At 64.6% G+C, this 12,819-nt stretch carries 2 protein-coding genes and 2 pseudogenes; all 4 read left to right on the top strand.

Features of this window, described 5'->3' with window-relative positions:
- Positions 1-15: 15 nt before the first annotated feature.
- A pseudogene (locus NKJ26_RS20515) lies at positions 16-138 on the top strand (integrase core domain-containing protein); the annotation flags it as partial.
- Between the two features lie 460 nt (positions 139-598).
- A pseudogene (locus NKJ26_RS33610) lies at positions 599-5,944 on the top strand (beta strand repeat-containing protein); the annotation flags it as partial.
- The gene (locus NKJ26_RS33605) at positions 5,930-11,953 is read left to right on the top strand and encodes an autotransporter outer membrane beta-barrel domain-containing protein (protein ID WP_502903161.1); all 6,024 of its coding nucleotides are present in this window, start codon (positions 5,930-5,932) and stop codon (positions 11,951-11,953) included. The pseudogene NKJ26_RS33610 and the gene NKJ26_RS33605, both read left to right, overlap by 15 nt.
- A 147-nt stretch (positions 11,954-12,100) precedes the next feature.
- Complete coding sequence (locus tag NKJ26_RS20505; RefSeq protein ID WP_352696720.1) at positions 12,101-12,622, top strand: invasion associated locus B family protein; 522 nt, start codon at positions 12,101-12,103, stop codon at positions 12,620-12,622.
- Positions 12,623-12,819: the final 197 nt, after the last annotated feature.

The raw sequence follows: 12,819 nt of genomic DNA, 5'->3' as shown, positions 1-12,819 counted from the left end.
CTGTTCCCGAGCCCTAACGATGCTCGCCGGAAATTGGAGGAATGGCGTAGAGACTACAACGAGGTTCGACCTCCCGGTGCCATCGGTTACAAACCACCCATATCGCTCATGAATGCCTCCGGCGCATCCGGTCCGCCGAGAGTGCTACCCCGGGAAATCCCCCAACCGGTGGTCCAAAATCGGGTCCCACGTAAAAACCGCCGGGGCTCTAATCGCCGCTGGATGAAAGTTCGGTGGCAGGTCAACGCCAAATGTGAGCTCACAAGCCGTCGTTTTCCCGACTGTTCGTCGACGGCATTTTGAACTGTTTAATTGATCCCACGTCTCGGCTTTGCGGAGCAGGTGCCGTGTCGCTTTGTTGCGACCGTGGCGCGTATGCGACACTGAGCAGAAAATTAAGGTGCCCTCAATAATATCGGGCAGTAATGCTCAACTCTGGGATGTTTCTCAAGTATAGGGTTGAGTCGCGGCAGGAATGGATGAGCATATTAGTCATCCGTAATACTTAGACGGGGGCGGCATGTCAGAATTGCTCGATCGCGAGACGATCCATCGGCTCTCTCGATCTGGCGAAGGCGCTAGTCAATCCGGCCTTGGCGTGCGTGGAAATCTTGCAAGCGCAGCCTTCGATTGGCGCATGTTGCGCGGCGGTCGCATGACCAAGTGGAAGGGCGAGGCGGCGAGCTACGCGCCAAACGTGGCGCATCTCGTTTCGTCTGTTGCACGCACATGGGGCGCCCGGCTTCTGCCAGCGGCGCTGCTGATGGGACTTGGCGCAGGTGCGGCCGCTGGTGCCGACAGATACTGGGACCCCAACGGCACGGCGCCCAACCGCGGCGGTACGGGCATATGGGATACGAGCTCGTCTTTCTGGAGTCCCAACGGGGATGGCGTCAGCGGCCCCTACAGCATCTGGAGCAACGCCGCGATCGACAATGCGATTTTCGGCGGTCCCAACGGCACCACCGCCACGGTGACACTGAACACGCCGATCATCGCGAACAGCCTAACGTTCGACGTCAACACCACCTATACGCTGACCGGCAGCACGCTGACGCTCGCCGGCGCGACACCGACGATCACCACCAACGGCACCGCCACGATCAATTCGATTCTTGCCGGCAATGCGGGGCTGACCAAGGCGGGCGCCGGCGTCCTGACCCTCACCGGCGTCAACACCTTCAGCGGCGGCGTCAACATCACCGGAGGCACCCTGAACGTCAGCGGCGACTCGTCGCTTGGCGCCGCGGGCAATGGCATCGCCTTGTCGGCAGGCACGACTCTGCGAAGCACCGGCGCGCTAGCCGCTGGCCGCGTTGTTACGCTGGTCTCCGGCTCCTCCGCAATTGGCGGCGGCGTCGGCTCGGCCCACATCACTGGGTCCGGCGGTTTTTCCCTGGTCGCAGCGACGACGCTGAGCGACGACACCAATGATTTCACCGGGCAGGTAGGTATCGATAGCTCGACACTGTCCTTCACCTCGATAGGCAATCTGGGCGAGGCGAGTGCCCTGGGAGCGGCGACCACGGTGGCCAACGGCGCAGTTTTCGTGCGCAACGCCTCCGCCATCTATGTTGGTAGCGGCGACACCTCAAACCGCGGCTGGGACATGGCGCCCAGCACCGGCTCCTCCGCTCTGAGAAATCAGGGAACCGGCACGCTAACGGTAACCGGAGACATAATCGCGGGGGGAGGTTTTTCAGCGTCTGTCATTTTGGATGCGCAGACTGCGGACCTGGCGCTTCTGGGCGTCATCAGCAGCAACCTTCCAGCTCGGCCGTTTGCATTCACCGGCGGCGGGACAAACCGCAGTATTTCATTGAATAATGCCAACACCTTTGGTGGTGCCGTCACGATCCAGTCCGTTACCGTAAGGGCAAACGCACTGGCCGACCAGGGCACCGCCAGTTCGCTAGGGACGGGTGCCGGAGTCGGGACCATTTCCCTCAACAGCGGTACCCTATCCTATATCGGCATCGGGAGCAGCACCAATCGCGGGCTGTCAATCAATGGCGGCAGCAGCGTCCTCAACGACGGCAGCGGTTCCCTGGCGCTCAGCGGCGCGGTCGCGTTCAATCCCGCGGCTCCTGCCGACACCTTCACCCTTGGCGGCAGCTTCGCGGGCAACAACAGCCTGTCGGGCGTAATTTCGGGTGCCGGCAACCTCGTCATGAACGGCGGCGCAGGGAATATCTGGCTGCTCAGCGGCGCCAACACCTATAACGGGACGACCACCGTTACATCGGGCACCTTGCAGGCTGGCAGCAGCCAAGCTTTCGGCACGCCGAATGCAGTAACCGTCAATGGCGGTGTCCTGGACCTCAACAATAACGATATCATGGTCACGTCGCTCGCCGGAACCGGCGGCAGCGTGGCATTGACCGGCACTGGCGAGCTGACAGTCAACGGCGCTACCAGCACGAGCTATGCCGGCAGCATCAGCGGCACCGGCGGCCTCGTCAAGCGCGGCACGAGCACGCTGACGCTGACCGGCCAAAGTACTTACACTGGCGACACGACGATCAATGGCGGTTCGCTGGCGCTGAATTTCGCCGCCGCAGGGGCGCCGGCCAGCGACATCATCTCGAGCGCGTCCGGCCTCAACATGGCCGGCGGCACGCTCACCCTCGCCGGGGCGGCGGGTCTGGCGAACAGCCAGACCTTCAGTGGGCTGAACGTCACCGCAGGCAACAACCGGATCGTGGCCACGTCCGGCGCCGGCGGCAGCATGACGCTGAACCTCGGCGCGCTGACGCGCACGGGCGGTCTGATGGACTTCACGCTGCCCACCAGCGGTGCGATCACCACGAGCAATGCGGACGGGGCTCTCGGATGGGCCACGGTCAACGGTACGGACTACGCGCAGGTGCAGGCGGGCAACATCACCGCCTTCACCGCCTACGCGAACAAGGATGACGCCAGCACCTGGCTAACCGGCGATGTCGTCAGCGATGCTGGAGGAGCGGCCAATACCGCTTTTTTCAACACCGTCACCGGTAGCGTCCAGCTCGGTGGCCTCAAATATACCGCGGCGGCCAACTCCACGGTCACCGTCGGCGGCGGCAACACGCTCGGCGTGGACGGCACAATCATCGTCGCCTCCAGCGTCGGCAATGCCAGCCAGACGATCACCGGCGGCGCGCTCACCGGCAGCGCCGGCGGCGGCGCTGTCGGCGTCCTGCACAACGGCACGGGCACCGGCACGTTTACGATCGCATCGACGATCGTCGATAATGGCGGCGCCACCGGCTTCATCAAGGGCGGCACCGGCCGCGTCTCCCTGACCGGCGCCAACAGCTACACCGGTGGAACGACGCTCAGCGGTGGCACGCTCGTCGTCAGCAGCGTCGCCAATGGCGGCGTGGCGAGCAGCATCGGCGCTTCGTCGGCGGCCTCATCGAACCTGGTGATCGAGAGCGGCACGTTGGAGTATACGGGCAGCACCGCGACGACTGATCGCGGCTTCACGCTCGTGAACGGCGGTTCGTCGCGGACGATCCAGGTCGACAATGGCGGCGCCAATCTGACTTTCGGCGGCGTAGTGGTCGGCCCGGACGACGCCAGCCTGACCAAGACCGGCTCTGGCACGCTGACGCTCGCGAACGCCGCCAACACCTACACCGGTATCACGACGGTATCGGCCGGCACCTTGTCGGTCAACGCGCTGGCGAATGGTGGCGTGGCGAGCGGCATCGGCGCCTCGACAGCGGATTCCGCGAACCTTGTGCTTCAGAGCGGAGGTGGTTTGCAATATACCGGCGGAACGGTGAGCAGCGACCGCGGTTTCACGCTGGGGACTGGCAATGGCCGGATCGGCGTGAGCGATCCTGCGGCCACGCTGACGCTCAGCGGCACGGCGATCGGTTCTGGCGGGCTGATCAAGGAAGGCGGCGGCACGCTGCTGCTGTCCGGCACCAATCTCTACACAGGCGGTACGACGATCACCGCCGGCACACTGCGTGCGGGTTCGGTTCAGGCCTTCGGCAGCCAAACCGCACTGATGACCGTCAATGCCGGCGGGACGCTGGATCTCGCCGGATTCGCCAACAGGGTCGGTGCACTTGCCGGCGGCGGCTCCGTCGTCCTGGGTTCGGCCACTCTGACATCGGGCGGCGCTAGTGGCACTTTCACCGGCACGATCAGCGGCAGCGGCGGCTTCCTCCAGACGGCCGGCGGCATCCAGACGATCGTCGGCTGCAACAACAGCTATACCGGCGCCACTTCAGTAAGTGGTGGCACGTTGAGCGTGGACTGTCTCGCTAATGGCGGGCTTGCCAGCGGCATCGGCGCGTCGAGCAGCGCTTCCGCCAATCTGGTCCTGAATAACGGCAACCTGATCTACACCGGCGGCAGCACCACCACCAATCGCGGGTTCACGCTGGGCGGGACTGGAACCCTCACGGTCAACAATCCCGCCACCACGCTTCAATTCGGCGGCGCGGTCGTAGGTACAGGGCTGTTGCAGAAGGCGGGCACTGGTACCTTGGTCCTGTCCGGCGCCAACACCTACACCGGCGGCACGTCCGTCACCGCGGGTATCTTGCGCGCCGGCTCGACCAGCGCCTTCGGTTCTGGAGGGGTCGCGCTCTCAAACACCGCTGGTGTCACACTCGATCTTGCCGGCTTCAACAACACCGTCGGCTATCTAAACGGGGGCGGTGCGCTCGGCGGCAACGTCACGCTCGGCACTGCGACGCTGACGCTGAACTGGCCGTCCGGGGCAGCCAGTTATGCCGGCGCCATCAGCGGCAGCGGCGGCCTTGTCAAGAATGGCGCCTCCACCCAAATTCTCACGGGTTGCAGCAGCAGCTATACCGGCAGCACCACGATCAACGGCGGTGTGATCGAAGCTTCATGCCTGGCCAATGGCGGCAGCAACAGTGCGATCGGCGCTTCCAGCGCCAGCGCCAGCAATCTGATCCTCAATGGCGGAACCCTGCGCTACACCGGCGCTGCCGGTAGCACCGATCGCCTTTTCACGCTCGGTGCCTCGGCCACAAGCAGGCTGGAAGCGTCCGGCACGGGTGCGATCGCGTTTACCGGCACCGGGCCGATCGGGTTCTCGAGTCCCAACACCAGTCAGACGCTGACGCTCGGCGGCACCAATACCGGCAATAACAGCCTGGCCGCGCGGATCACCAACAATGGGACGGGCGTCAGCTCGCTCACCAAGGACGGTGTCGGCACCTGGATTCTCAACAACCCGAGCAGCAGCTATACCGGCGTCACCACGATCAATGGCGGCGTGCTCGGGGTAGACAAGCTCTCTAATGGCGGCATCGCGAGCAGTATCGGCGCGTCGTCGGCCGCCGCGTCCAATCTGATCATCGGCAACGGCTCGACGCTGCGCTACACCGGCGCGGGCGACACCACCAATCGTCTGTTCACGCTTTCGGCCGGCACCACCTTCATCGAATCCTCAGGTACGGGCGCGGTGGTCTTCACCGACACCGGACCAGTGACGCTTGCGGGCACCAACCAGGCGCGCACGATCGCGCTGGGCGGCACCAGCACCGGCAACAACACGCTTGCCGGATCGATCGGCGACGCCGGCACCGGCATCACCACGTTGGCCAAGAACGACAGCGGCACCTGGGTGCTGACCGGCAACAACACATTCACCGGCAACACCGTTATCAACAACGGCAATCTGATGATCGGCAATGGCGGCACGTCAGGCAACGCCGGCGCCGGCAACGTTATTGTCAACGCCTCAACCTCTACGCTGTCGATCAATCGCAGCGACACGTTCAACTTTACGGGAACGCTGAGCGGGCCTGGCAGCCTGGCGCAGATCGGCACCGGCACCACGGTGCTGACCTCGGCAGGCAACGCCATCGGCGCGACCAGCATCAGCGCTGGCACGTTGCAAGTGAACGGCGCCCTGACCACCGCGACGATCGCCATGACCGGCGCCGGCACGCTGACCGTGAATGGCACAGTGCAGGCACCCGGCGCCACGCCTTCAACGATCACCGGCGATGCCGGGGCGAGCACGATCAACGTCAATGCGGGCGGCACGTTGCTTGCCAATGGCGACCTCGGCGGCGGCAACGATGTCGTCAATGTCGGCGGCACGCTCAACACGGGTGCCGCCGCGCTGAACCTTGGCGCCGGAAACGATACGCTGGTGCTCAATGATACCGCCCTGTTTTCCGGCACCGGCGTCAATGCCGGCACCGGCGGCGAGAGCGGAGCCGGCGACACGCTGCAGGTGAATACAGCCGGCGGCCGCACCCTCGATGGCGCCAATGTCACCAGCTTCGAAAGCCTGAACAAGCAGGGCACGGGCGCACTGATCCTGACCGGCAATCACAGCTACAGCGCCGGCACAACGATCCAGGCCGGCACGTTGCAGGTCGGCAACGGCGCCACGACCGGCGCGCTCACGACGCCAAACGTGACCAACAACGGCACGCTCGCCTTCAACCTCGACAGCGCCTACACCTTCGCCGGTGCGATCTCGGGCAGCGGCGTGGTGAACAAGCTCGGCACCGGGGTGACGACGTTCACCGGCACCAACAACTACAGCGGCGCGACCAACGTCAATGCCGGCACCCTGCTCGTAAACGGCAACCAGTCGGGCGCGACCGGGCCGACCTTGGTCGGCGTCGGCGCGACTGTGGGTGGCACCGGCATCATCGGCGGTAGCGTCACGGTAGCCGACGGCGGCGCCATCAATCCGGGTGGCGCCGGCAACGCCCCCGGAACCCTGACGATCAACGGCAGTCTGGCGCTTAACAACAACTCGACCCTCAACTACAATTTCGGCCAGGCGAATGTCGCCGGCGGTGCGTTCAACGACCTGATCAATGTCGGCGGCAATCTTACGCTGGATGGCCAGATGAACATCACCACCAGCCCCGGTGGCACGTTCGGCCCGGGCCTCTATCGCGTCATGAACTACGATGGCACGCTCACCGACAATGGCCTGACCGTCAGCGATCCCAACTATTCCGTCCAGACCTCGATCGCCAACCAGGTCAATCTGGTCAATTCGGCTGGCCTGATGCTGAGCTACTGGGACGGTGACGCCGGGCCGCATTCCAACAACGTCGTCAATGGCGGCAACGGGACCTGGCGGGCGGCAGGCGACCAGAACTGGACCGACGACACCGGCGTCTTCGCCGCGCCGTTCGCCAATGCCAGCTTCGCCATCTTCGCCGGTGCTGCAGGCACGGTGACCGTCGACAACACCAATGGCCAGGTTCAGGCTGGGGGCATGCAGTTCGCCACCGGCGGCTACCTGATCCAAGGGAACGATATCGCCCTGGTCGGTCCGACATCGACCATTCGCGTCGGCGACGGAACGGCGCCCGGCGCAGCCTACGTCGCCACCATCAATTCGAACCTGACCGGCAGCACCCAGCTGGTGAAGACCGATCTCGGTACGCTGGTGCTCGGTGGCACCAACAGCTACACCGGCGGCACCGCCATCAACAGCGGCACGCTGCAGGTGTCGAGCGACGGCAATCTGGGTGCTGCGGCCGGAGCGCTCAGCTTCGACGGCGGCACGCTGCGCAACACGGCGTCGTTCAGTTCGGCCCGCGGCGTTACGCTCAATGCCGGCGGCGGCACTTTCGAGACCAATGCCGATCTGACACTGTCGGGCCTGATCGGTGGCGCCGGTGCGCTCACCAAGACCGGCAACAGCGCGCTTATCCTGACGGCGGACGAAACCTACACCGGCGGGACGACGATCTCGGCCGGCACGCTGCAACTCGGCAGTGGCGGGACCTTGGGTTCGCTGATTGGCGACGTGCTCGACAACGCCGCGCTCGTCTTCAACCGCTCCGACAGCCTGACCTATGCCGGCGTGATCTCCGGCACCGGCGTGGTGAACCAGGTCGGCACCGGCACGACCATCTTCACCGGCGCAAACACCTATGCCGGTGGCACGACTGTCTCCGCCGGCACGCTGCAGCTTGGCAATGGCGGCACCTCGGGATCGCTGACCGGCGACGTGCTCGACAACGCCACGCTCGCCTTCAACCGCTCAGACACCTACACTTTTGCCGGCCTTGTCTCGGGCGCCGGCGCGGTTGAACAGATCGGCAGCGGCGTCACGATCCTGACCGCCAACAACAGCTATGACGGCGACACCAACGTGCGCGAGGGCACGCTCATCGTCGACGGCGATCAGTCGGCGGCAACCGGTACAACCACGGTCGAGGCCGGCGGCGTGCTTGGCGGCATCGGCAGGGTTGGCGGCAACGTCGCAGTGCTGGATGGCGGCGCGCTGAACCCGGGCGATATCGGCGCGACGCCGCAGACGCTGACGATCAACGGCGACCTGACACTCGGGGCAGCCGCAACGCTCAACTACAATTTCGGCCAGGCGAATGTCGTGGGCGGCGCGTTCAACGACCTCACGGTCGTACATGGCAATCTTGTTCTCGACGGGCAATTGAACGTCGCCGAGACGCCCGGCGGCAATTTCGGCCCGGGCATCTACCGCATTATCAGCTACGACGGGACGCTCACCCAACTCGGCCTTTCCGAAAGCTTGCCCAATTACGCGGTGCAGACCTCGATAGTCGGCCAGGTGAACCTGGTCGACATTAGCGCAATGACGCTGAACTTCTGGGATGGGGATGCCGGTCCCAAGAACAACAACCTCGTCGACGGCGGCAACGGCGTCTGGCGTGCCGCAGGCGACGACAACTGGACCGATCAGGCCGGCGACATCAACGCACCGTTCTCCAATGCGAGCTTCGCCATCTTTGCTGGCACTGCGGGCACGGTGACCGTCGACAACACCAATGGCCAGGTTCAGGCTGGGGGCATGCAGTTCGCCACCGGCGGCTACCTCGTCCAGGGGAACGACATCGCCCTGGTCGGTCCGACATCGACCATTCGCGTCGGCGACGGAACGGCGCCCGGCGCAGCCTATGTCGCCACCATCAATTCGAACCTGACCGGCAGCACCCAGCTGGTGAAGACCGATCTCGGTACGCTGGTGCTCGGTGGCACCAACAGCTACACCGGCGGCACCGCCATCAACAGCGGCACGCTGCAGGTGTCGAGCGACGGCAATCTGGGTGCTGCGGCCGGAGCGTTCAGCTTCGACGGCGGCACGCTGCGCAACACGGCGTCGTTCAGTTCGGCCCGCGGCGTTACGCTCAATGCCGGCGGCGGCACTTTCGAGACCAATGCCGATCTGACACTGTCGGGCCTGATCGGTGGCGCCGGTGCGCTCACCAAGACCGGCAACAGCGCCCTCATCCTCACCGGCGCCAATGCCTATAGCGGCAACACCACTGTTTCCGCCGGCAGCCTGATCGTCGACGGCAACCAGACGGCAGCGACCGGCCTTACCAGCATCGCCAGCAGCGCCACGCTGGGCGGCACTGGCACCATTGGCGGTAATGTCACGATTGCCGACGGCGCGACGCTGTCGCCGGGCGGCGCCGGCGGTGGGGTCGGCACGCTGAACATCCTTGGCGACCTGTCACTGAGCGGCGGCTCAACAATGTACTACAGCTTCGGCCAGGCCAACGTGGCGGGCGGGGCTCTCAATGACCTGACCACTGTCGGCGGCAACCTGGTGCTCGACGGCACGCTCAACGTGTCGGTTTCGCCCGGCGGTACATTTGGCCCCGGCGTATACCGGGTGTTCAGCTACAACGGTACGCTGACCGACAATGGGCTTTCGATCGGAACGATCCCGTCAACGGACTACTTCGTCCAGACGGCAATCGCCAACCAGGTGAACCTGGTCAATACGGAAGGGCTGACACTGAATTACTGGGACGGCGCTGCCGGTCCGAAGTTCAACGGCGTCATCGAAGGCGGCGACGGGGTCTGGCAGAATTCGACCGGCAACGACAATTGGGCGGACAGCACAGGCGCGGTCAACGCGCCCTTCACGGACGGCTCGTTCGCGATCTTCGCAGGCGCGGCCGGCACGGTGACGGTGGACAACGGCCTCGGCCAGGTCGCGGCTTCCGGCATGCAGTTCCTGACCGGCGGCTATCTCATCCAAGGTGGTCCCGTGGCACTCGCCGGCGGCCCGACATCGACTATCCGTGTCGGCGACGGCACCGCAGCCGGAGCGAGTATCACGGCCACCATCGCCTCGCAGTTGACCGGCAACACCCAACTGATCAAGACCGATCTCGGGACGCTCGTGCTCACGGCCAGCAACAGCTACACCGGCGGCACGGCGATCAATGGCGGTACGCTGCAGCTCTCTACCGACGCCAATCTCGGCGATGTGGCCGGCGATCTTGCTTTCAACGGCGGCACGCTGCGCACGACGGCGAGCTTCAACAGCGGCCGCGCGATGAACCTTCTCGGCCAGGGCACGGTGCTGACCGATGCTGGCACGACGCTGACCTGGGATGGGACGCTTACCGGCGCCGGCGCCCTGACGAAAAGCGGCACGGGAACCATGGCGGTCACCTCGGATAGCGCGGGCTTTGCCGGCACGACCTCGATCGACGCTGGTACACTCTCCGTCTCGGGCAGCCTGTGCGGCACCGTCAATGTGAACTCGGGCGGGCGCCTCGAGGGCACGGGCACCGTGTGCGACACGAACAACTTCGCCGGCGGCGTCATCGCGGTCGGCAATCCCGGCGTGCCCGGCACCCTGACGGTGGCCGGCAACTATGTAGGCAATGGCGGCGTGGTGGAAATCGAGAGCCAGCTGGTCGACGACGCTTCGCCGACCGACAGGCTCGTGGTCACCGGCAATACGTCGGGTACCACCGATCTGAAGATCACCAATCTCGGCGGCGGCGGGGCGCAAACCGTCGAAGGCATCAAGGTGGTCGATATCGGCGGGGCCTCCAACGGCACCTTCAGCCTGGTCGGTGATTATGTCTTCCAGGGCGACCAGGCCATAGTGGGTGGCGCTTATGCGTACCGGCTCTACAAGAACGGTGTCAGCACGCCGGCCGACGGCGACTGGTATCTACGCTCGGCGCTGGTCAACCCGACCGGCCCACAGGGGCCGCTCTACCAGCCTGGCGTGCCGCTGTACGAGGCCTACGAAGGAGTACTGCAGACTTTCAATGAACTGGGCACCTTGCAGCAGCGCATTGGCAATCGATCGTGGGGCGAAGGTGCGACGCCGCAAGGTGCGGACCTGCCAGGCCAAGGCCCGGTCGACGGCAAGGCAATCTGGGCACGCATCGAGGCTGCTCATGCCGAGATCAAGCCGGAGACGTCGACCTCCGGCACGAACTATGGCGTGACCACCTGGAAGCTGCAGGCTGGCGTGGACGGTCTGTTGCACGAGAGCGAGACCGGTATCCTGATCGGGGGGATCACGGCTCACTACGGAACCGCTTCGTCAGACGTCTCCTCGATCTTCGGGGTGGGGTCGATCGCCGCCACCGGCTACGGCATCGGCGGCACGCTCACCTGGTTCGGCAACAGCGGCTTCTACGTCGACGCGCAGGCGCAGGCGACCTGGTATGACAGTGACATCCGGTCGGCCACGCTTGGCACGACGCTTGCGGACGGCAACGACGGTTTCGGCTACGGCGTGGGTGTCGAGACCGGACAGAAGATCGCCCTCAACGGCAACTGGTCTCTCACGCCGCAGGCCCAGCTCGCGTATTCGGCGGTCGATTTCGACGCCTTCACCGACCCATTTGGCGCCGTCGTGTCTCCTGGTGGCAGCGACAGCCTCGTCGGTCGCCTCGGTCTCTCCGCGGACTATGAGGACCAGTGGGCGGGTGACGAAGGGCAAGTGAGCCGCACGCATATCTACGGGCTCGCGAACCTCTACTACGACTTCCTCGACGGAAATGATGTCGATGTCTCGGGCGTGAAGCTGGTCAGCGAAAATCAGGCGCTGTGGGGCGGTGTCGGCCTCGGTGGCTCGCTGAGCTGGGCGGACGGCCGCTACTCCGTCTTCGGAGAGGGCAGCGTCCGGACAAGCCTCCAGGATTTCGGCGACAGCAATGCCATCGGCGCCAAGCTCGGGTTCAGCGTGAAATGGTAGCCGAGGTTAAACTAAATAGCCGTGCCGCTTGAGCACAGCCTCCGGCATGGCTATTCACAGGGTACCAAAAGACGGTTGCCGACGGTCCGGCATGCCGTCACCTGTCATCTCCTTCGGGGTTGCCGTTCGAAACAGAAAGGCACAGGTTTGCGCATCCCCAAACTAATCTATGTAGCGGCGGCTTTCATATCGCTCACCGCACCCGCATCCGCCCAGGAAAGCACGCTGCCGGGCGGTGCTTCATCCCTGCAGGAGGCGTACCAGGACTGGAATCTCAACTGTCAAGGTAGTCCCAAAATCGTCTGCGTGGTCTCGCAGCAGCAATCGCAGCAGAATGGACAGCGCGTGCTGGCGGTCGAATTGCGCAAGGGGGAGGGCGATGTCGTCTCCGGCAATCTGGTCCTGCCTTTCGGACTTCAGCTCGATTCGGGTGCAACCCTGCAGATCGATGATGGACAAGCAGGAGAACCAATGCGGTTTTCGACGTGTGTGCCCGGGGGTTGCCTCGTCCCGCTCAGCTTCGATGCTCAGGCCATCGCCGGGCTGCGTGCCGGCACGGCGCTGAAGATCAAGGTCAAAAGTGCCGACCAGAAGGATTTGACTCTCCCTGTTTCGCTAAAAGGTCTGGCAGCGGCGCTCGACAGGCTGCAGGTTTTAGCCGGAGGCTAAGAGGAATCAGCTGATCCCAGAGACCGAAGATTTGCCACTTCACTTAGGGTCGGTGGCGACGCTGGCGGCTTAACCCGGATATCTCACACAGTCTTTCGGCGCTAGGTTGGCGGCAGCGATTTTGCGGGCGCTTGAGCTGCGGGCAAGGGATGTCCGCCGCTTGGAGCGGTTGGTGTGGTTCGGCGCTGTTTCCTTGC

The sequence above is a fragment of the Mesorhizobium sp. M0152 genome (assembly GCF_040322415.1).
Lineage (GTDB): Bacteria > Pseudomonadota > Alphaproteobacteria > Rhizobiales > Rhizobiaceae > Mesorhizobium.
This window is presented reverse-complemented; position numbering and strand designations above follow the sequence as displayed.